Source organism: Patulibacter minatonensis DSM 18081 (assembly GCF_000519325.1).
Classification (GTDB): Bacteria; Actinomycetota; Thermoleophilia; order Solirubrobacterales; family Solirubrobacteraceae; genus Patulibacter; species Patulibacter minatonensis.
Window position 1 is genome coordinate 5,368,309 of record NZ_KI912613.1, and the last position, 19,851, is coordinate 5,388,159.

A 19,851-nucleotide genomic window follows, 5' to 3' on the forward strand; every position below is an offset into this window, starting at 1 on the left:
GCTCGTGGCCGCGCCCGACCTCGCCGACCTGACGGACAACACGTCCGCCCCCGCCGCGGCCGGGGCACTGGCACAGGAGGAGCCCGCCGGCGAGGCGACCACGGAGGCATCCGACGTGCCGCTCGAGGTGCCCGCCCCCGCCGCGGACGCGCCCGGAGACCTCGAGGCCACCGCGGACGCGCAGGCGGATGCCGCCCCGGCCTCCCCCGCGACCCCGGTCTCCACCGCCCCCACCGCCACGACGCCCGCCGGCGCCGCGGTCGACACGAGCGACCTCCCGGAGTGGGCGTCGGCACTGGACGTCGTCGCGCTCGCCCCGGCGCGCCTCCTCGGCCGGCCGAAGCAGACCGCGCTCATCCTCGACCGCTCGCTGTCCGGGCGCGCCGACGCCCTCGTCGCCGCCACCGGCCCGCGGGTGACGTTCGCCGCGATCGTCACGGCCGTCCTGCACTTCCACCTGCCCGCCGACGGCGAGGCCGCCGCGCGCACCATCGGCGGCTACCGCCGGCGGAAGCTCGACACGCTCGACCACCCCTGGGAGGAGCGCAACGCCCGGCTCCCCGAGCCGCTGCGCGCCGAGCTCGACGACGTCGTCGCGGGCGCCACCGGCCGCGTCGCGTCCGTCCACCGGTCGACGCTCGTCAACGCGCTGCTGGACGCGCACCTCCCCGCCGGCCCCGACGAGGCCTCGCGCCTGGTCACCCGCATGGAGATGGTGCGAGGCGGCGCGTTCCTCGACCACGTCGTAGGCTGACGCGCGTGAACGGCCCGGGGACCCCACGGCGACGCTCGAGGATCCGGGCCATCGGCCAGGCCGGCGGCGCCGTCGTCGGCATCAGCCTCCTCGGCGTCCTGCTCTCCGCGGCCAGCACCCGCCCGGCGGTCGGCACCCGCTCGGCCGCCAGCACGACCCCGGCGGCCCAGCTGCCGCCCGGGAACGTCGGCTTCGACCTGCAGCTCGGCGGGTCCTACGCGGTCCCGGCGGACGCCGGCGTCGTCGAGCGCGACCGCACCTCGGTCGCCCCGGCCGGGGCCTACGGCGTCTGCTACGTCAACGGCTTCCAGACCCAGGACAGCGAGATCAGCTGGTGGCGCCGCCGCCACCCGGAGCTCCTCCTGAAGGTGAAGGGCCGCGAGGTCCGCGACCCGAACTGGCCCGAGACCGTCCTCGACGTCTCGACCGCCGCGCGGCGCAAGGCGCTCGCGTCGATCGTCGGCGGCTGGATCGACGGCTGCGCGCGGAAGGGCTTCCGCGGCGTCGAGTTCGACAACCTCGACTCGTGGACCCGCTCCCGCGGGCGCCTGACGCGGTCCGACAGCGAGGCGATGGGCCGGCTGCTCGTCGCCCGCGCCCACCGCGCCGGGCTCGCCGCCGGCCAGAAGAACGCGGCCGAGCTGATCCGCGGTGCGAAGCGCCCCCTCGGGTTCGACTTCGCCGTCGTCGAGGAGTGCCAGCAGTACGCGGAGTGCGGGCGCTACACCCGCGCGTACGGCGACCGGGTCTTCGAGGTCGAGTACGACCGGGCGCGCTTCAAGGCCGCCTGCGCCGCCCGGGGCGCCACGCTCTCGGTGCTGCTGCGCGACCGGGACCTCGTCCGCGAGGGCGAGCCCGGGTACGTGCGCGAGTCCTGCTGACGGGGCTGCGCGGGCGGGCGAGCGAGCGCCCCGGACCCGGCGGGGCGCGGCGTCCTGCACGGCCGGCCGACCGCGGACGCGGCGGACGGGTCGACGCAGGGTCTGCCGCACCCTCGGCTAGGTTCCGCCCATGGGCGAGACGCGCACCGTGGACCTGCCGACCGCCGACGGCCCGATGCCGGTCTACGAGGCGCGCCCCGACGACACGCCACGTCGCGCGGTCGTCGTCGCCCAGGAGGCGTTCGGGGTCAACGACCACATCGAGGACGTCGCGCGCCGCTTCGCCGCCGAGGGCTACCTCGCCGTCGCGCCGGCGCTGTTCCACCGGACCGACGCACCACGGCTCGGCTACGACGACTTCGCCGAGGCCCGGCCGCACCTCGCCGCGCTGACGAGCCGCGGGATCGAGGAGGACGTCGAGCAGACGCTCGAGCACCTCCGGCGCCTGGGCTTCAAGGACCACGCGATCGGCGTCGTCGGCTTCTGCATGGGTGGGACGGTCGCGTTCGTCACCGGCGTCCGCCACCTGCTCGGCGCCTCGGTGACCTTCTACGGCGGCGGCATCGCCGAGGGCCGGTTCGGCGAGCGCGCGCTGGTCGAGCAGGCGCCGGCGCTGCAGACCCCGTGGCTCGGGCTCTACGGCGATGAGGACACCGGCATCCCGGTCGACGACGTCGAGGCCCTGCGCGCCGCTGCCGCCGCGGCGGAGGTCCCGACCGAGGTCGTCCGCTACCCCGAGGCCGGCCACGGCTTCCACTGCGACGCCCGCGCCTCCTTCCACCCGACCTCCGCGCGGGCGGCGTGGGCGCGCACGCTCGCGTTCCTCGACGAGCACCTCGAGGGCTGAACGAGAGGGGGGTCCCGCCCGCCCGGGCGCCGCCCGGTGGGACGCGGGTCCGGGCCGCGTCGGACTGCGACGACGCCCCGAGCACCCGGTGGGAACCCGGCCCCACCCGGTCCTCACCGGCGCCGCAGCGACCGCCACTCGTCGATCGTCTCCTGGTCCCGCGCCGACCGCTCGCCCGAGCGGTCGACGTGGAGGTCGTGCGTGGCGTCGGAGCACCAGACGCCGGGGTGGCGGTCCAGCCACCGCTGCGCGTCGGCGGCCCCCTGCTCGACGAGGAGCTCCACGAAGCGCTCGTCGAAGAGCAGGAAGCTCAGGAGCTCCCCGCGCGCCCGCGACCGGCCGCCACCCAGGATCCGGGACAGCACCGGCAGGTCCGGCTGCCGCATCCCGCGCCAGCCCGTGTACCGCTCCTGGAAGACCTGCTCCGCGATCTGCGCGATGCGGCCGCGCTGCTCCGGCGCGACGAGGACGTACGGCACGCGGCGGTAGGCCGGTTTGCCGCGCGCGAGCCGCTCGGTCCGCGCGGCGCGCACCGCCGCCGTCGAGCCGGCGCCGTCCTCGACCATGAAGCTGTTGATCGCGGCGAGACGGTGGAGGTCGTCGGCGACCTGGTCGACGAGCAGCCCGTCGAGGATGTTCGCCGTGACGTCGGCCAGGCGCGGCGCGTGGAGCGGCTCGGGCATGGGCGAGCGCGCCGCGAACGGCTCGAAGCCGATCACGACGACGCGTTCGGCCCCCAGCGCCAGCGCCGGCGCGATCGGCGAGTTCAGCCGGACCCCGCCGTCGATGTACGAGTCCGCGGCCTCCGGCGGCGAGCTCACCTGCACCGGCGGGAAGAGCAGCGGGATCGCGGCGCTCGCACGCACGTGCTCGGCCTTCAGCTCGTCGACCGCCGCGTACCGCAGGTCGTCCGCGGGCCCGCTCGTCGGGACCGGCCGCCCGGACTGCACGAACCCGACGGGCCCACCGCCGCTGAGCGCCGTCGCGATCACGCAGACCGCGTCGACGCGCCCATGACGGACGTTGCTGCGCACGGCCTCCCAGTCGATCCAGCGCTCCAGGGACGCCGCCAGCGGGGACGGGTCCATCAGCCCGGACAGCCGGACGCCGGGGACCTCGAGCATCTCGCCGACCATGCGCAGGCCGGTCGCGACGAGCGAGGGCCCGAGGAACGGGCGGATCACGTCGTCCTTGCGCATCCCGCGCCAGGTCTCGAGCATCGCCGCCGTCGCCTTCTCCGCCGAGAGGTGCGCCGTCGAGGCCAGGAAGACCGCGTTGATCGCCCCGACCGACGTGCCGCAGAAGATCGACATGCGCTCGCCGCGGGCCTCCAGCGCAGGCCCGAGGACCGAGAGCGCCCCGACCTCGTAGGCGCCGCGGGCGCCGCCGCCGGGCAGGACCGCGGCGATCCGCGGGCCGACGGGCCGACCGGCGCGGGCGTCCCACGCCGGCGCCGGGACGCGGTCCGTCCCATCGCGGTCGGCGGCCCGTCCGTGGCCGTTCCGGGCGGCGTCGCTGGGTGGCGGTCCGTGCACCCCTCGAGCCTCGCGTGCCGCCCCGGCCGGGACCATGGACCGCGGGCCCGTCCGCCGCGTCCCCGACCCGCCGCCGTGGCCGGTGCCCCGACCCCGCCGCCGGATGCGGGATCCTCAGGGGGTGGACGCCCGCCCCCGCCTGTACCTCAACCACGACATCGACTTCGACTGGCTGCGCGCCGTCGAGTTCGGGCGCGTGACCGAGGATCAGCCCGAGGAGCGCTGGCACGCCCTGAGCGCGACGTTCGCGTACCTGGCGGAAGAGGCCGGCGGCCGGATCGTCGGCTTCGTCGTCGAGGACTTCCCGGACTTCGACGAGGACGCGCCGGAGCACGCCGCGATCTGGAAGGACCCGCGCTTCGACGCCCCGGTCCTCGGGCTCTCGGACGCCACCGCCGGGGAGATCGTCCTCGCGGCGCGGACGTTCTTCGCCGGCCGCGACTCGATCAACCGCTCGATCTTCGGGATGGCGACCGAGGTCGACGGCGAGGAGGCCGTCGAGCGCTGGCGCCACTGCCTGGAGGCCGGCGACGGGATGGCGCACTTCGCGCTCGGCTACACCCTGTTCGAGCTCGGCCGCCACGCCGAGGCCTACCGCCACCTGCGCCACTACACGGAGATCGCGCCGATGGGTGCGTGGAACTGGTGCTGGTACGGCCGGGCCGCGGAGGCGATCGGCGAGATCGCGGAGGCCCGCACCGCCTACGGGCGCGCGATCGAGCTCGAGGGCGACGGGGACGACGAGCAGACCGACGCGGCGGAGCGGCTCGCGGCGCTCGGCGGGGAGTGATCCGCCCCAAGTAAGAGGTGCCACATGCTACTTTCGGCGCATGGCCACCGACAGCGTCATCAAGCCCGACCACGCGGCGTCGGGACGCCACCCGATCTTCACCGACGAGCACGACGAGCTCCGGGCGTCGATCCGCAGCTACGTCGAGAAGGAGCTCGCCCCCCACGCCGACGAGTGGGAGGAGACGACGTTCCCCGACTCGGTCTTCACGAGGATGGGCGAGCTCGGCTACCTCGGGCTGCACTACCCCGAGGAGTACGGCGGCCAGGGCGGCGACTACGCCACCCAGATCGTGCTGGCGGAGGAGATGTCCCGCTCGCACTCCGGTGGGCTCGTCATGGGCGTCGCCGTCCACACCGACATGGCGAACCCGCCGCTGAAGCTCCTGGGCACCCACGAGCAGAAGCTGCAGTACCTCGTGCCGGCGCTGAAGGGCGAGAAGATCGCCTGCCTCGGCATCACCGAGCCGGGTGCGGGCTCCGACGTCGCCGGCATCCAGACCACGGCGGTGCGCGACGGCGACGAGTGGGTCGTCAACGGCTCGAAGCTCTACATCACGAACGGCCACCGGGCCGACTACATCGTGCTGGTGACGAAGACCGATCCCGACGCGGGCTACGGCGGCTTCAGCCTGCTGCTCGTCGACATGGACTCCCCCGGCGTCGTCCGCGAGAAGCGCCTCGAGAAGCTCGGGATGCACGCCTCCGACACCGCGCTCCTGGCCTTCCAGGACGTCCGGGTGCCCGCCGAGAACCTGCTGGGCGAGGAGGGCAAGGGCTTCTACCACATCATGTGGGAGCTCCAGGGCGAGCGACTGATCGCCGCCGCGGGGGCCGTCGCGGCGGCCGAGCGGCTGATGGAGCGCACCCTCGACTTCGCCCGCGAGCGTCAGGCGTTCGGGCGCTCGATCGGCAAGTTCCAGGGCATCCGCTGGAAGTTCGCGGAGATGGCCACGAAGATCGAGGCCGGCCGCCAGATGACCTACAACACCGCCTGGCGCGTGATGCAGGGCGAGTACCCGGTGCGCGAGATCTCGATGGCGAAGCTCTACACCTCGCGCATGGCGTGCGAGGTCGCCGACGAGTGCCTGCAGATCCACGGCGGCGCCGGCTACATGAAGGAGTACGGCATCGAGCGGGCGTGGCGCGACCTGCGCCTGAACCGCATCGGCGCGGGCACGGACGAGACGCTGCTCGAGGTCATCGGCCGGTCGTACGGCCTGTGAGCGCCACCGACACGAGCGCCGCGTCCTCCGGCGTCGACCACGGCGCCGCCCGCCTCCCCGACCCGCCGTTCACCGCCGAGCACGAGGAGCTGCGCGGCTCGATCCGGCGCTGGGTCGACGCGGAGCTGAAGCCGCACGTCCAGGCGTGGGAGGACGCCGAGTGGGTGCCCTCCTCGGTCTTCCGGCGCGCGGGCGAGCTCGGGTTCCTCGGCCTCGCCTACCCGACGGAGTTCGGCGGGCAGGGCGGCGGGCCGATCCACGAGGCCGTGCTGCAGCAGGAGCTCGCGCGCTCCGGGTCCGCCGGCCTCGCCGCGGCGCTGGGCGCGCCCATCACGATCGCCACGCCGCCGATCCTGAAGTTCGGCACGCCCGAGCAGCGGGAGCGCTGGGTCCCGCCCGTGCTGACCGGCGAGAAGGTCGCCGCGCTGGCGATCACCGAGCCGGGCACCGGGAGCGACGTCGCGGGCGTGCAGACGACCGCGACGAAGGTCGACGGCGGCTTCGTCGTCAACGGGGAGAAGTGCTACATCACTGGCGGCGTCCGGGCCGACCACCTCGTCGCCGCCGTCAAGACGTCCGAGGAGGGCGGCCACGGCGGCATCTCGTTCCTCGTGATCGAGCGTCCCCCGGCGCCCGAGGGCGCGGAGGACGACCCCGCGGCGCTCGGCGCGGACCGCGGCGACGGCATCACCGCCCGGCCGCTGCAGAAGCTCGGCTGGCACGCGTCGGACACCGCGCTGATCAGCCTGCAGGACGTCTTCGTCCCCGAGGACCACCTGCTGGGTGAGCTGAACGGCGCGTTCAAGCTGATCATGAGCAACTTCGCGTGGGAGCGGATCTCGATGGCGCTCGGCGCGGTCGCCGGGATGGACGCGGTGCTCGAGACGACGAAGTCCTACGTGGCCGAGCGCCGCGCGTTCGGGCGCCGGATCGCCGACTTCCAGGGCACCCGCTGGGCGCTGGCCGAGATGGGCACGAAGGCCGAGGCCTGCCGCGCGCTGACGTTCGAGGCGCTGCGCAAGCACGAGCTCGGCGTCGTCACGCCGATGGAGGTCGCGCAGGTCAAGCTCATGACCCAGCGCGCGATGGTCGAGGTCGCCGACGGCTGCCTCCAGCTCCACGGCGGCGCCGGCTACATGAAGGAGTACGGCGTCGAGCGGGCCCTGCGCGACGCGCGCCTCGGCCCGATCGGCGGCGGCACCGACGAGATCATGAAGGACGTCATCGGGCGGCTGATGGGGGTCTGAGGGCGGCATCCGCGATCCTCCGACCGAGGACATCGCACGACGGAGGAGCAGGACATGGGCGTACTGGACGGCAAGGTCGCGATCGTCACCGGGTCGGGCCGCGGGATCGGGCTGGCGACCGCGACGCTCCTGAGCGAGCAAGGGGCGACGATCGTCGTCAACGACCTCGACGCCGACGTCGCCCGCGAGGCCGCCGACGGGATCGCGGGCGAGACGAGCGTCGTGGCGGGCGACCTGACGAAGCCCGGCGTGCCCGACCGCCTCGTGGAAGAGACGATCGCCGCGCACGGGAGGATCGACATGCTCGTCAACAACGCGGGCTACACCCTCGACGCGCCGCTCCACAAGCTCACCGACGACGCGTTCCAGCGGATGCTCGACATCCACACGGTCGCGCCGTTCCGGCTGATCCGTGCGGCGGCCCCGCACCTGCGGGAGCCCGCCAAGCAGGAGCGCGCCGAGGGCGTCGAGGTCTTCCGCAAGATCGTCAACGTCTCGTCCATCTCCGGCACCTTCGGCAACGCCGGCCAGGCGAACTACGCCGCGGGCAAGGCCGCGATCGTCGGGCTCACGCGCACGCTCGCCAAGGAGTGGGGCCAGTTCAAGGTCAACGTCAACGCGGTCGCGTTCGGCTGGATCGAGACCCGCCTGACGGCACTCGCGGGCGACGACAACGTCGCCGAGATCGACGGGCAGCAGGTCCGGCTCGGCATGCCCGAGTCCGCGCGGGAGCTCGCCGCGCTCGGCGTGCCGCTCGGCCGCGCCGGCACTCCCGAGGAGGCCGCCGGCGGCGTGTTCTTCCTCTGCTCGCCGTGGTCGGACTACGTCCACGGCCAGACGCTGCACGTCACGGGCGGGGCGACGGGCGGGATGACGGGCTGAGGAACGGGAACGGGCCCCACGCCGAGCATCGCCGGTCGAGACCGCACCGCAGCGCGGCCGGGCCCGGCGCACCCGGAAGGCCCCGGACGCGACTCACCCCCGACACGGCCGGTGCTGCGGGTCTCCGCGGCTCCGGACGGTGCGTCGGGGGCGATCACCCGTGGGCTTCGCCGCCGGGCGTCCGACTCCTTCCCGTGGACGCAGCCCGGTCCCCGGGGCGTGCGGCTCAGGCCGGTTCCGCGCCCGCCGGGTCGGCGTCCGCGCCGAGGTACGTCCCGTGCCCGACGACGACGAGCGGCCCGTCGAACGCGAGGACCTCGCAGACGATGTTGCCGCGCTGGTTGCGGTAGTTGATGACGAGGACGTCGACCCCCGCGTAGACGCCGAGGACCTCGAAGCGGAGGTCCGGGATCAGGCCGAGCGCGTGCGTCCAGTAGTCCCGCAGCGCCGCCTTGCCGCGGAGGACACCGTCGCTGCCGTCGAGGAGCTGCCTCGCGATCGGCGACGTGAAGACCACGTCGTCCGCGAAGTGCGCGAGCACCGCCTCGACGTCGTGGGCGTTCCAGGCGGCCGCCCAGGCCTTCGCGAACGCCGGACCGTCGAGGTGGTGACCCGCCGGGCTCACGCGCCGTCGCGCTCCCGCCCGGGGTGCTCGTCGGTCGGCAGCGCCGTCGGGGCCGCGACCTTCGGCGGCGCGCCGGCCGGACGGTCGTCGGTGCGGTCCGCCACGGATCCCGTGGCGTCGGTGCCGGCGGGCGGCGTCGCGGGACGGGCGCCGGTGACGTCCGGCGACACCTGGGCGTCGGTCCTGGCCTCCGCGTCGGTCGTGTCGGTCGTGTCGGCCGTGTCGGCCGGGGCGGCATCCGGCTCCCCCGGGGCGGCCGCCACCTGCGGCGTCCAGCCCGGCGCCCAGATCTTCGCGACCTCGCGGCCCCCGGCCTCGACGGCGCCGTAGAGGCCCTTGATCTCGTCGAAGACCGCGTCGGCGACGGCCTGCGAGTCGTCGCGGGCCGCGTTGCCGGGGCCCACGCGCTCCCAGCGCATCGGCTCACCGAAGAGGATCGTGATCTTCGGGAAGTGCCCGCGCTTCAGGTTGCGCACGTGCGAGCTGCCGTGGATCGCGCACGGCAGGATCGTCGCGCCGCTCTCCAGTGCGATCCGGCCGATGCCCGGCTTCGCGCGCTCGGCGAGCTTGCCGCTGCGCGACCGGCCGCCCTCGCAGTACATCGCCATGCAGCCGCTGCGGTCGAGGATCGCGTGGACCGTCTTGAACGCCTCGTCGTCGCGCTGTCCACGGCGCACCGGGAACGTGCCGCCGTTGGCGTAGAGGCGGTCGATCGGCGGCTTGAACATCTGCGACTTCGCCATGAAGTGGATCTTCCGGCGCGTCGCGAGGCCCATGAAGAAGTGGTCGAAGTTCGAGAAGTGGTTCGGCGCGATCACGAGCGGCCCCGACGCCGGGATCCGCTCGGTGCCGTACGCCACGGTCCGGTAGAAGCCGACGCCGACCAGCGAGGTCACGAGGCGCACGAGCTCGTACGCCGGCCCGGGCTCCTTCTCGCGCGTCCTCGCGTGGTACTTGTCGAAGAGCTCCTTCGGGCGCGGGTCGATGTAGACCTGCTCCTTGAGCTTGACCAGATCGTCCGCCATCGCGGGGATCCTAGTCGGGGACGACCTGCCGGAGCGAGCGGCCGACCGCATCGGTCCAGCCTTCGTGGAGCGCCGCCGCCTCGTCGCGGGACATCGCCGGCTCGTACCGCGCGGCCTCGCGCCAGGTCGCGGTGACGTCGCGTTGGCTCCACGCGTTCACCCCGACGCCCGCGAGGAACGCCGCGCCGAGCGCCGTCGTCTCGTGGATCGCCGGGACGACGACCGGCACGCCGAGCACGTCGGCCTGGAACTGCATGAGCCACCGGTTGGCGGTCGCGCCGCCGTCGGCCTTCAGCTCGCGCAGGTCCTCCCCCGCGGCGGTCTCCATCGCCCGGACCGCGTCGACGGTCTGGAACGCGATCGCCTCGAGCGTCGCGCGGGCCAGGTGCGCGCGGGTGCTGCCGCGCGTCAGGCCGGTGATCGTGCCGCGCGCGTAGGGGTCCCAGTGCGGGGCGCCGAGGCCGGCGAACGCGGGCACGAGGTACACGCCGTCGTTCGAGGACAGCGACGCGGCGAGGCCCTCGGTCTCGCCGGCGGCCGAGATGATCCCCAGACCGTCGCGCAGCCACTGCACGGCGGCGCCGGTGGCGAAGATCGAAGCCTCGAGCGCGAAGACGGTCCGCTGCCCGATCTGCCAGGCGACCGTCGTGATCAGGCCGTCGTGGACGACCGGCTCGCCGTCGGGGAAGTCCTGGGCGGTGCCGGTGTTCAGGAGCACGAACGAGCCGGTGCCGTACGTGTTCTTGCCCTCGCCGCGGTCGAGGCAGGCCTGGCCGTAGAGCGCTGCCTGCTGGTCGCCCGCGACGCCGCCGACCGGGCACGTCGCGCCACCGAGCGCGTCGGGCTTCACGCGCCCGAACCCGCCGATCGACGGCCGGACCTCCGGCAGCGCGCGGATCGGCACGCCGAGCAGGTCGCAGAGCTCGGGGTCCCAGTCGCCCGCGTGCAGGTCGTAGAGCATCGTCCGCGACGCGTTGGACGGCTCCGTGACGTGCTCGCCGGTCAGGTTGTAGAGCAGCCAGGAGTCGATCGTCCCGAAGACCGCGCTGCCGCGCTCCGCCCGCTGGCGCAGCTCCGGCGCCTGCTCCAGGAGCCACGCGATCTTCGTCCCCGAGAAGTACGGGTCGAGCACCAGGCCGGTCTTCCGCCGGACGAGCGGCTCGTGCCCCTCCTCGCGCAGCCGGTCGCACATGCCGGCCGTGCGGCGGTCCTGCCAGACGATCGCGCGGTGCAGCGGCTCGCCCGTCGCCGGGTCCCAGACGCAGACCGTCTCGCGCTGGTTCGTGATGCCGACCGCCGTCAGGTCCGCCGGGTCGACGCCCGCGTCGTCGCAGGCCTCGAGCGCCACGGCACGGGTCGTGGACCAGATGTCGCCCGCGTCGTGCTCGACCCAGCCGGGGTGCGGGAAGTGCTGCGCGAACTCGCGGTACGCCCGCCCCATGGGTACGCCGTCCTCGTCGACGACGAAGCAGGTCGAGCCCGTGGTGCCCTGGTCGATGGCGAGGATCATCCGGACATCCTGCCGCGAACCCGGATACCGGGCGTCCTGCCGTCCCTCACGTCCGTCCGGGGGCCCCGGGCGGACCGGGCACGATGCCGTCGGCGTCGCGGTCCGTGGCCTCGTCGGCCGCCGCGGCGTCGGGCTCGGGGGCGCCCGGCAGCAGGTCGGCGACGAAGTCCGCGATCCGGTGCAGCGCGTCGCGAGCCTCCGGGGTGCCGGCCCACGCGGGGACGACGTGGAGCGCCCCCTCGTAGACCTCGAGCGTGGCCGGGACGCCGGCGGCGGCCAGCGCGTGGGCGACGCGTGCGCCGTCGTCGCGCAGGACCTCCCCCGCGCCGACCTGCACGAGCGTCGGCGGCAGCTGCGCCTGGAGCTCCTCGGGCGCGAAGAGCGGCGAGATCCGCCAGTCGCGCGGGTCCTTGCCGCCCGCCGCCACGCGGGCGCACCGCCGCAGCCCGACCTCCGGGATGAACGGGTCCTCGGCGGCGTTCAGCCGGATCGACTCGCCGCTGGCGGAGAGGTCGCTCCACGGCGAGAGCAGCACGAGCGCCGCGGGCATCGGCAGCCCGGCCTCCGCGGCGTGCAGGACGAGCTGGTGCGCGAGGTTGCCGCCGGCCGAGTCGCCCGCCACGACGATCCGGGACGCGTCGGTGTGCTCGAGGACGGCGCGGTAGACCGCCAGCGCGTCCTCGATCGGCGCCGGGAGGATCCACTCCGGCGGCAGGCGGTAGTCGACGGAGACCGCCGGCAGGCCGGTCACGTGGGAGAGCCGCGCGACGAGGCCCCGGTGCGTCCGGACCGACCCGAAGACGTAGCCGCCGCCGTGGAGGTACAGGACGAGCGGTTCGCCGTCGCGCGGCGACGCAGGCGCCGGCTGCTCGGGATGGTCCTTCATCGCCCGGCGGGCCCGGACGCGCTCGCAACGGACCCCGCCGATCGTCGCCTTCTCGACCGCGGTGCCCTTGAGGATCGGCACGTGGTCGGTCGGGTCCATGACGCGCTGGAGCATCCGGATCCCGCGAGGCGTCATGCGCCAGCCCCTCGCGATCGGCAGCCAGTACCGGCGCGTGCGGCCCCCGAGCTTCACGGTCTGCGGGCTCGGCGGCCCGAACTCGTGGACCGTCGGTTCGCGCGCCGCGGGGGACATGGCCCGACCCTACCGAGGGTCGCGTCCGGGTTCGCCCGGAGGGAGGATCAGGCGCGCCGCTTCGCCGAAGCGCGGGGCGAAGGGCAGGGGACCGTGCCGAGCGCGGCGTGCGTCGACCGCGGCGTCGAGGCCGTCGGCGGTCATCCGTGACGCCCTGCGACACGTTCGACCGCCACCACCCCCGCCACACCCGTCCGGCAGTCCTCCGTGACGCCCCAGGTCACGAACGACCGCCACTACCTCGCCAGTCGCGTCCGTAACGCGACAACCCCGCCTCGACCTCGCCTCGAGGTTCCGCGCGTTACAGCCGATCAAGCCGGAGGACCCGCAGATCCGCCTCCGGCCACCGTCCGGACCGCCGACAGCCGGCGTCCGACGCGTGCGACCCCGCACACGAAGCCCTACCGGCGGTCGCAACCCTCCCTCGGCGCGGCTATCGTCGGCGCCTTCATGCCCGGCGAGCTCCTCCAGGACCACCCCGCGGACGGCGTCGTCCGCCTGACGATCTCCAACCCGACCCGGCACGGGGCGCTCGACCACGCGATCCTCGACGCGATCGCCGCGGCAGTCGAGGACCACGGCGGCGAGGTCGGGATCGCCCGCGGGGTGCGCGCGATCGTGCTGACCGGCGCAGGCGGCCGCTTCTCGTCGGGCTACGACCTCGGCGGCCTCGGCGACCTCCCCCGCGACGAGTTCGTCCGCCGGGCCGAGGCCCTGATCGCCCACCCGTTCACGGCGGCGATCCAGGCGCTCGAGGCGACCGACGTCCCGACCGTCGCGGCGCTCCCCGGCCACACGATGGGCGGAGGCCTCGAGCTCGCCCTCGCCTGCGACCTGCGCGTCGCGGCCGACCACATCGAGCTCGCCATGCCGCCCGCGAAGCTCGGCCTCGTCTATCCGCACACCGGCCTGCGCCGATTCGTCGACGTCATCGGCGTCGCCCGCACCCGCGAGCTCTTCCTCCTCGGCCACAGCATCGACCCGGGCACCGCCCTGGCGTGGGGCCTGATCAACGGCGTCTCCGACGCGGACGACCTCCAGGACGAGGTCCTCGCCCTGGCGATCGATCTGGCCGGCGGCGCTCCCCTCTCGATCCGGGGCAACAAGCGCATGCTCCGCGCCCTCCTGGCCGCCGAGGGCGACGTCACCCCCGAGCTCGAGGCGGAGCTCGTCGCCCTGCGCGAGGAGAGCTTCCGCAGCGAGGACCTCCTCGAGGGCGTCACCGCGTTCCGGGAGAAGCGGCCGCCGGTGTGGCGGGGGCGCTAGGGGGTGCGGGCCCCGTCCCGGGCGTCGCGGGGCGTGACCGCCTCGGTCGCCGTCGAGGCCCGGGACACCCGCCACCGCCCGACGCCCCGACCGCCCCACCCGGCACGATGGGGCGGTGCGCCTGATCAGCTGGAACGTCGCCTCCCTCCGGGCCCGCCTGCCGCGCGTGCAGGAGCTGCTCGAGGAGCTCGAGCCCGACGTGCTGTGCCTGCAGGAGACGAAGTGCTCCGCGGAGCAGCTGCCGCGCGAGGCGATCGCGTCGTTCGGCTACCGGATCGACGACCACTCCGAGGGCCGGTGGAACGGCGTCGCGGTGCTGACGCGCATCGAGGACGCCGAGGCGGGCGACGGCGACCCCGCGCTCGAGGCCAGCTCGCACACCGTCCGCGGCCTGCAGGGCGAGCACGATCCCGCGCAGGCCCGCTGGGTCGAGACGCGGGTCGGCGGGATCGTCGTCTGCTCCGCCTACGTGGTCAACGGCAAGGCGCTGGACCATCCGGACTACCAGGCGAAGCTCCAGTTCTTCCGGGCGATGGCCGACCGCGTCCGCGTGCTCGCTGACGCCGGCCCGGTCGCGGTCCTCGGCGACGTCAACGTCTGCCTGACCGACCAGGACTGCTGGAACCCCGCCCAGTTCGTCGGCTCCACCCACACCTCCGAGCCCGAGCGCGCCGCGCTGCGCGGCGTGCTGGAGGCCGGCCCGCTCGTCGACGCCCACGACGCCTACAACGGCGCCCTCGACGCCGCCGGCGAGCCCGTCTTCACCTGGTGGGACTACCGCGCCGGCTCGTTCCACAAGAACTGGGGCCTCCGGATCGACCTCGCGATGCTGGACCGGGAGACCGCGAAGCGCATCGACTCCGTGTGGATCGCCCGCGACTTCCGCAAGGGCGAGAAGCCCTCCGACCACGTGCCGCTCGTGGTCGATCTGGACTGAGTTCCGGGGTCACCGCCGGTCGGTGGGCGGCCGACGAGGCGCTCCCGGGAGCGGGCGGGCGGCGGGCGGCTCGGGGGAAGCCGAGGTCACCGATGGTCGGTATCCGACCAGTTCTGACCGCGGCCCGTCGACCGACCGCCGGACCGGGACCGCCGAGGTCACCGATGGTCGGTATCCGACCAGGCGTGACCGCGGCCCCTCGGCCGACCGCCCGCCTCGCCCGCCCGCGACCGCCGAGGTCACCGATGGTCGATATCCGACCAGACGTGCCCGCGGCCCCTCGGCCGACCGCCCGCCTCGCCCGCCCGCGACCGCCGAGGTCACCGGTGGTCGATGTCCGACCAGTTCTGACCGCGGCCCGTCGACCGACCGCCCGCCGCCCAGGACCGTCGAGGGCAACGATGGTCGCCACCCGACCAGCCACGACCACCATCGCCGCCCGAGGCTCCTGGCCGCTCGCCCCGGTCAGCGCCGCCGCAGGTGCGGGTCGACCTCGGCCGTGGCCCGGTGGGCCAGGGTGGTCGCGAACGAGCCCGGCAGGTCGTAGGTCTCGACCAGCCGGCGGCGGACGGCGGCGAAGAGCGCCCAGGACATCTCGTGATCGGCGACGCCGGCGTCGCGCAGCTGGCCGAGCTGCCGGGCCGCCTCGACGTGCGCGATCGTCGTGGGGCTGTGGTGGTGGCCCGCCACGGGGCGCCGCAGCCGGGCGGAGAGCTCCTCGGGGTCGAGCGCCGGCTCGTCCGCGGCCGGCTCGTCCCCGGCGGAGGGGCCGACCGGACGGGCACGGAGTCCCATGCGCGGGGCGGTGTCGTCGACGTCGTCGCCCTCGGCCCGCAGGTCGGCGACCGACCGGGCGATCAGCTTGCTGACGTGGTTCTCGCGCATCGGTGGTCGTCGTTCGAGGGAGGTCGGCCCGCCTGCCGGGGTCGCCCGCGAAGGGCGATGGCGCGGCGGGGGAGCGGACACCGACGGTAGCGCAGCCCGATCGCAACCCCGCCGTCTCGCGTCGTCGACCGACCATCGGGTCGGACGGGCGACCCCCGGTGCCGTCGGGTGGGGCGGCTCCGGAACCGCATCGGGGCCCGGTCGAGCGTTCCTCCGCGTGCCGACATGGCAGGGACGCGAGCGCCGAACGGCGCAGTCCGGAAGGCGCGGCCCGGACGACCCCGCGGGGATGGTCCCCCGACGCCGCCCGGCCCTCCGGCCACGGTGCCCCAACGGCGCCCGGCCTCCGACGACGGCGCCCCCTACGGCGCCCAGATCCAGGCGACGAAGATCACCGACCACCCGGCCTGCAGCGTCAGCATCAGCGGCGCGAGCCAGCGCATCCGGCGTCCCTGGTGCGCCCACAGGCCCAGCGCGACGACGAGCGGGAAGCACGCCATCGAGAACCGCGGCAGCGACATCAGGGGTTGCACCGTCGAGGGGACCGACAGCGGGTAGGCCACCGAGACGGCGCCCCACGCCAGCCAGCTGACGGGCACCCGCCGCCGGCCCCACCACAGCGCCCAGAGCGCGACGGCGACGCAGGCCAGCAGCACGACGTCGCGGGCGAGCGTGATCGTCGGCGCCTGCTCCGGCAGCAGCGGCGCCACGTGCCAGACCCCGGCGAAGTCGCCGAGCCGGCCGACGACCGCCCAGGTGCCCTCGAGGATCCCGCCGATCGGCGTCAGGAAGTGGCGCTGCCAGTCGCCCTGGGCCGCGAAGAGCCCCATCGGGTTCCCGGTCGCCACGCCGAGGTACGCCATGTAGGCGAGCACCCCGAGGGGCACCAGCCCGATCCAGAGGACGTCCCGGCGCAGCGCGTGCCGCGGGTGCCACCAGCGGGCCACGAGCCGCGTGTCGCCCGTGCTGCGCCGGCCCCACAGGTACTCGACGAGTAACGGCAGGACGATGAGGACGCCGATGCTCCGGCACGACGCCGCCACCAGGCCGAGCACGCCCGCCAGGGCCCACCGATCCCGGCGCGCGGCGACGAGGGCGCCGAGCGACAACAGCAGGAACAGCGCCTCGGTGTAGATCGCCGAGAGGAAGATCGCCGGCGGGACGTAGGCCGCGACCTTGACGACCGTCGTGGCCGTGGCGACGTCGCGGGCCTCCGCCACGACCCGGTGCAGCAACGCCAGGAAGCCGAGCGCCGCGGTCCACGAGATCAGCAGCCCCGCCGCGACCATCGCGCCGCCCAGCGGCGCGGACACGACCGAGATCAGCAGCGGGTACAGCGGGAAGAACGCCGACCGCGCCGGATCCGTCGGCGTGTAGCCGCCCTGCGCGATCTCCAGGTACCACGTGCTGTCCCACCGGCAGCCGGGGGCCAGGAGCGCGTCGACCCCGCCGCCGGTCGGACGGCACGCCCAGACCGGGTCGAGGCGCGCGCCGCGGGAGTCGGCCCAGCCGAACAGTGCGATCACCAGGAGGCCGACGACCCACACGACGGCCCGCGAGAGCACGAACGCCCGGACCGCCTCGCGGACGGAGACCGCCCATTCGGCACCCAGGACCTCGGCCAGCGCCCCGGTGAGGGGACGACCGGCCGTCGTGACGGACGACTGGGACACGCCGGGGAGGATCACGGGTCCGGGTCCGGCGCGCGCTGCCGGGACGTGAACGTGACGCTCGTCCGGTGCCGGTGCGCGCGGCCGGGACGTGCACGTGACGACCGTCCGGTGCGGGCGGCCCGGACCGGACGCGCCGGGTCCCGCCCGGTCGCCGGGACCCGGCGAACCGGCACGCGGACCGGTGCCGTGCGATGCGAAACGCCTTGACAGATCTAGGAAGTAAGTGCACACTCACCATCGATGCCGACGACCCGCATGTCCGCCGAGGAGCGCCGCGAGACGATCATCGACGCCGCGATGGAGCTCATCGCCCAGCGCGGGTTCGACGCGACGCCGACCCTCGCGATCGCGAAGGGCGCCGGCATCTCCCACGCCTACCTGTTCCGGCTCTTCCCGAGCAAGGACGACCTGGTCGTCGCGGTCGTCCAGCGGTGCAACGCGCGCGTCGCGCACGTGATGCAGCGTGCGGCGTCCGAGGCGACGGCGGCGGACGGGCCGCCCCTGGAGGCCATGGGCAAGGCGTACACCGAGCTCCTGGAGGACCGCGACGTCCTCCTCGTCCAGCTCCACGCGCACGCCGCGTCGGCCACGATGCCGGCGGTCCGCGAGGCGATGCGCGCGTCGTTCGCCGAGCTGACGGACCTCACCCAGCGGGTCTCGGGCGCGGACTCCGACGAGATCCGGGGCTTCTTCGCCCAGGGCATGCTCTGCAACGTGATCGCGGCGCTCGACCTCTACGGCCTGGACACCGACTGGGCCCGCGTGCTCACGGGCGGCGTCGACGCCCAGCTCGGCGGCTGCACCGCGACGGCCGCCACCCCCACCCCGGACGCCGCCGACACCGACTGACCCGCACCCCCCGCCAGGAGGCGGCCCCGGCCGCCGCTCTTCTTCCACCCGAAGGAAGCGAGCACTTACTTCTTCCAGCCCCCCGCCGCCCGCTCTTCGCATCCCCCGACCACACCGCTCCACCCACCTCGCACCAGAAAGGCCGTCCGATGTCCTCCCCACCCGCCCTCAAGAACCCGTTCCGCGCCGTGCTGATCGTGGCCGTCGCGGTCTTCATGACGTCGCTCGACAACCTCGTCGTCGGCGTCGCCCTCCCGTCGATCAAGGCCGACCTCGGCGGCTCGCTCGAGGCGCTCGAGTGGACCGTCAACGCCTACACGCTCGCCTTCGCCGTCTTCCTGCTCACCGGCGCGGCGCTCGGCGACCGCTTCGGCCGCAAGCGGATGTTCCTGATCGGCCTGACGCTCTTCACCGGTGCCAGCGCGGTGGCCGCGCTCGCCGGCAGCGTGGAGGTCCTCGTCGGCGCCCGCGCCGTCCAGGGACTCGGCGCCGCGATCATCACGCCGCTCTCGCTCGCGATCCTCGCCGACGCCGTCCCCGCCGAGCGCCGCGGTCCGGCGATCGGGCTCTGGGGCGCGGTCTCCGGTCTCGGCGTCGCGCTCGGGCCGGCCGTCGGCGGGGCGGTCGTCGAGGGCACGCACTGGTCGTGGATCTTCTGGCTCAACGTGCCCATCGGCCTCGCGCTGCTCCCGATCGCCTGGCGCGGCCTGCGCGAGTCCTACGGCGAGGGCGGCCGCAGCACGCCGATCGACCGGCCCGGCCTCGTCCTCTCCTCGCTCGGACTCTTCGGCCTGACGTTCGGGATCGTCCGCAGCCAGGAGCTCGGCTGGGGCAGCACCACGGTCGTGGCCTCGATCGCGATCGGCATCGTCGTGCTCGCCGGGTTCCTCGTCTGGCAGCGCCGCACCACCGCGCCGATGCTGCCGCTCCGGCTCTTCCGCTCGGTGCCGTTCTCGGCGACGAACCTCCTCGTCTTCGCGATGTTCTTCGGGATGTTCGGGTCGATCTTCCTGCTCGGCCAGTTCTTCCAGGTCGCGCAGGGCATGGGCCCGCTCGAGGCCGGGCTCCGCACCCTGCCGTGGACCGGCATGCCCGTGATCGTCGCCCCGATCGCCGGGATCCTCGCCGACCGGATCGGCCCGCGACCGCTGCTCGTCGCCGGCATGGCGCTCCAGGCGGTCGGCCTGCTCTGGCTCGCCGCGGTCACGCAGGTCGACGTCGCCTACGGCGCGCTGATCGTGCCGTTCGCCCTCTCCGGCGCGGGCATGGGCCTCGTCATCGCCCCGGTCACCGGCGCGGTGCTCGCCGCTGCGCCGACGGCGCTGGCCGGCAAGGCGTCCGGTGCGACGAACGCGATCCGCGAGACCGGCGGCGTCTTCGGTGTCGCGATCCTCGCCACGGTCTTCGCCTCGAGCGGCTCGTACGTGTCGCCGACGGAGTTCACCGACGGCCTGCGCGCCGCGATCCCGGTCGGCGGCGTCGTCCTGGCGATCGGCGCGCTGATCGGGCTGCTCACCCCGGGCCGGCCGGCGCGGACGGCGGCGACCGCCGAGCGGTCCCCGGCGGACGACCGGGGGGACGCCGGTCCCCGCGATCCCGGCGCCCTGGCCCCGCCGGCCACCCCCGCGACGTCCGGCCACGCGGCCGAGGGCGCCCCGGCCACCCCGCCGCTCACGCCGGTCCCCTGAGCGACGCCGGACCGTCGACGTCCGGCCGCTCCGCGACAGGACGTCGACGCGCATCACCGCGACGGGCTCCTCCGTCCGCGGCGGGGGCACCGAC

The 19,851-nt window shown here is 74.7% G+C and carries 17 protein-coding genes and 1 pseudogene; 11 read left to right on the forward strand and 7 right to left on the reverse strand.

From position 1 onward, the window contains the following. The 3 genes and pseudogenes from PATMI_RS33260 to PATMI_RS0125280 form a co-directional block, all read left to right on the forward strand. Nucleotides 1–754: pseudogene (locus tag PATMI_RS33260) on the forward strand (hypothetical protein); the annotation flags it as partial. 5 nt (nt 755–759) lie between these two features. Then, a complete protein-coding gene (locus PATMI_RS0125275; protein WP_036726412.1) occupies nt 760–1,635 on the forward strand; it encodes an endo alpha-1,4 polygalactosaminidase in 876 nt (291 codons plus the stop codon). Nucleotides 1,636–1,765: 130 nt separating this feature from the next. After that, nucleotides 1,766–2,482: a dienelactone hydrolase family protein gene (locus PATMI_RS0125280; RefSeq protein ID WP_026912928.1), complete on the forward strand. Its 717-nt coding sequence runs from the start codon at nt 1,766–1,768 to the stop codon at nt 2,480–2,482. A gap of 113 nt (nt 2,483–2,595) precedes the next feature. Here PATMI_RS0125280 and PATMI_RS33265 read toward each other — a convergent pair whose 3' ends face one another. Continuing rightward, nucleotides 2,596–4,017: a patatin-like phospholipase family protein gene (locus PATMI_RS33265; protein ID WP_245604295.1), complete on the reverse strand. Its 1,422-nt coding sequence runs from the start codon at nt 4,015–4,017 to the stop codon at nt 2,596–2,598. A gap of 121 nt (nt 4,018–4,138) precedes the next feature. Here PATMI_RS33265 and PATMI_RS0125290 point away from each other — a divergent pair, with 121 nt between their 5' ends. From PATMI_RS0125290 to PATMI_RS0125305, 4 genes are read left to right on the forward strand one after another with little or no spacing between them, the layout of a single operon-like run. Continuing rightward, the gene (locus tag PATMI_RS0125290; protein WP_026912929.1) at nt 4,139–4,807 is read left to right on the forward strand and encodes a hypothetical protein; all 669 of its coding nucleotides are present in this window, start codon (nt 4,139–4,141) and stop codon (nt 4,805–4,807) included. Between the two features lie 40 nt (nt 4,808–4,847). Further along, nucleotides 4,848–6,032: an acyl-CoA dehydrogenase family protein gene (locus tag PATMI_RS0125295; protein WP_051472272.1), complete on the forward strand. Its 1,185-nt coding sequence runs from the start codon at nt 4,848–4,850 to the stop codon at nt 6,030–6,032. Beyond that, nucleotides 6,029–7,279: an acyl-CoA dehydrogenase family protein gene (locus tag PATMI_RS33270; protein ID WP_084270246.1), complete on the forward strand. Its 1,251-nt coding sequence runs from the start codon at nt 6,029–6,031 to the stop codon at nt 7,277–7,279. The genes PATMI_RS0125295 and PATMI_RS33270 overlap by 4 nt, the downstream gene beginning before the upstream one ends. Nucleotides 7,280–7,333: 54 nt before the next feature. Beyond that, a complete protein-coding gene (locus PATMI_RS0125305) occupies nt 7,334–8,161 on the forward strand; it encodes an SDR family NAD(P)-dependent oxidoreductase (RefSeq protein WP_026912931.1) in 828 nt (275 codons plus the stop codon). Nucleotides 8,162–8,387: 226 nt separating this feature from the next. On the opposite strand, the gene PATMI_RS0125310 is transcribed toward PATMI_RS0125305, so the two are convergent. From PATMI_RS0125310 to PATMI_RS35495, 4 genes are read right to left on the reverse strand one after another with little or no spacing between them, the layout of a single operon-like run. Further along, nucleotides 8,388–8,786: a nuclear transport factor 2 family protein gene (locus PATMI_RS0125310; RefSeq protein ID WP_026912932.1), complete on the reverse strand. Its 399-nt coding sequence runs from the start codon at nt 8,784–8,786 to the stop codon at nt 8,388–8,390. After that, nucleotides 8,783–9,811: a lysophospholipid acyltransferase family protein gene (locus tag PATMI_RS35490; protein WP_051472273.1), complete on the reverse strand. Its 1,029-nt coding sequence runs from the start codon at nt 9,809–9,811 to the stop codon at nt 8,783–8,785. Before PATMI_RS35490 ends, PATMI_RS0125310 begins: the two co-directional genes overlap by 4 nt. A 10-nt stretch (nt 9,812–9,821) precedes the next feature. After that, the gene (gene glpK / locus PATMI_RS0125320; RefSeq protein WP_026912933.1) at nt 9,822–11,321 is read right to left on the reverse strand and encodes a glycerol kinase GlpK; all 1,500 of its coding nucleotides are present in this window, start codon (nt 11,319–11,321) and stop codon (nt 9,822–9,824) included. Nucleotides 11,322–11,367: 46 nt separating this feature from the next. Next, a complete protein-coding gene (locus PATMI_RS35495) occupies nt 11,368–12,459 on the reverse strand; it encodes an alpha/beta hydrolase (protein ID WP_051472274.1) in 1,092 nt (363 codons plus the stop codon). Between the two features lie 450 nt (nt 12,460–12,909). Between PATMI_RS35495 and PATMI_RS0125335 the strand changes: the two genes are divergently transcribed. Both PATMI_RS0125335 and PATMI_RS0125340 read left to right on the forward strand, forming a co-directional pair. Further along, a complete protein-coding gene (locus PATMI_RS0125335) occupies nt 12,910–13,725 on the forward strand; it encodes an enoyl-CoA hydratase/isomerase family protein (RefSeq protein WP_026912934.1) in 816 nt (271 codons plus the stop codon). 115 nt (nt 13,726–13,840) lie between these two features. Further along, on the forward strand, nt 13,841–14,662 hold the full coding sequence (locus PATMI_RS0125340) for an exodeoxyribonuclease III (protein ID WP_026912935.1): 822 nt from the start codon (nt 13,841–13,843) through the stop codon (nt 14,660–14,662). Nucleotides 14,663–15,127: 465 nt separating this feature from the next. On the opposite strand, the gene PATMI_RS0125345 is transcribed toward PATMI_RS0125340, so the two are convergent. Together PATMI_RS0125345 and PATMI_RS35500 are read right to left on the reverse strand one after the other, a co-directional pair. Beyond that, the gene (locus tag PATMI_RS0125345; RefSeq protein ID WP_026912936.1) at nt 15,128–15,547 is read right to left on the reverse strand and encodes a hypothetical protein; all 420 of its coding nucleotides are present in this window, start codon (nt 15,545–15,547) and stop codon (nt 15,128–15,130) included. A gap of 362 nt (nt 15,548–15,909) precedes the next feature. Then, nucleotides 15,910–17,220 carry a mannosyltransferase family protein gene (locus PATMI_RS35500; RefSeq protein WP_026912937.1) on the reverse strand — a complete coding sequence of 437 codons (1,311 nt, stop codon included), beginning with the start codon at nt 17,218–17,220 and terminating at the stop codon, nt 15,910–15,912. A gap of 240 nt (nt 17,221–17,460) precedes the next feature. Between PATMI_RS35500 and PATMI_RS33290 the strand changes: the two genes are divergently transcribed. Both PATMI_RS33290 and PATMI_RS33295 read left to right on the forward strand, forming a co-directional pair. Beyond that, nucleotides 17,461–18,069: a TetR/AcrR family transcriptional regulator gene (locus PATMI_RS33290; protein WP_051472275.1), complete on the forward strand. Its 609-nt coding sequence runs from the start codon at nt 17,461–17,463 to the stop codon at nt 18,067–18,069. Between the two features lie 149 nt (nt 18,070–18,218). Further along, nucleotides 18,219–19,757 carry a DHA2 family efflux MFS transporter permease subunit gene (locus tag PATMI_RS33295; protein ID WP_084270249.1) on the forward strand — a complete coding sequence of 513 codons (1,539 nt, stop codon included), beginning with the start codon at nt 18,219–18,221 and terminating at the stop codon, nt 19,755–19,757. The last annotated feature ends 94 nt before the right edge of the window (nt 19,758–19,851 follow it).